The following is an 864-nucleotide window of genomic DNA, read 5'->3' as shown; positions in this document are numbered from 1 at the left end:
AAGGTGTCCACTTCCCCTCATGGGCGAGTACGGCGGAGGTTGGGCGATGACGGACTCCCGTGTGGTCCGCGCGGCACTGGTACAGGCGAAATGGACCGGCGACACAGCATCCATGATCGACGTTCACGAGTCCTATGCACGCGCAGCGGCAGAGCAGGGCGCGCAGGTGATGGGCTTCCAGGAGGTGTTCAACGCCCCGTACTTCTGCCAGGTGCAGGACTCGGAGCACTATCGCTGGGCCGAGGCGGTGCCCGACGGCCCCACCGTGGGGCGGATGCAGGCGCTGGCGCGCGAGACCGGAATGGTGCTCGTGGTGCCGGTCTTCGAGGTGGAGGACTCGGGTTTCTACTACAACACCGCCGCGGTCATCGATGCCGACGGGACGTTCCTGGGGAAGTACCGCAAGCATCACATTCCCCAGGTGAAGGGGTTCTGGGAGAAGTTCTACTTCCGGCCCGGCAACCTGGGCTGGCCGGTGTTCGACACCGCGGTCGGCAGGGTCGGGGTCTACATCTGCTACGACCGGCACTTCCCCGAGGGCTGGCGCGCTCTGGGTCTGGCCGGAGCCCAGATCGTCTACAACCCCAGCGCCACGAGCCGGGGCCTCTCGGCGTATCTGTGGAAGCTCGAGCAGCCCGCGGCGGCGGTGGCGAACGAGTACTTCATCGCCGCGATCAACCGCGTCGGTGTGGAGGAGTACGGCGACAACGACTTCTACGGCACCAGCTACTTCGTCGACCCGCGCGGCCAGTTCGTCGGTGATCCGGCCTCGGACAGCGACGAGGAGCTCGTGGTGCGTGACCTCGACCTCGCGATGATCGACGAGGTGCGCCAACAGTGGGCGTTCTACCGCGACCGACGCCC

Annotated in this window: 1 protein-coding gene; it reads left to right on the top strand. The window is 66.6% G+C overall.

The window, feature by feature from the left end; translation table 11 throughout:
• Positions 1–46: 46 nt before the first annotated feature.
• The coding region (locus MMF94_RS43200; RefSeq protein ID WP_241043303.1) for a nitrilase-related carbon-nitrogen hydrolase at positions 47–864 on the top strand (818 nt) is incomplete at its 3' end.

This window comes from Pseudonocardia alaniniphila, from assembly GCF_022524485.1.
GTDB classification, from domain to species: domain Bacteria; phylum Actinomycetota; class Actinomycetes; order Mycobacteriales; family Pseudonocardiaceae; genus Pseudonocardia; species Pseudonocardia alaniniphila.
The sequence above is the reverse complement of the archived record's forward strand: the minus strand, read 5'-3'. Positions and strand labels throughout refer to the sequence as shown.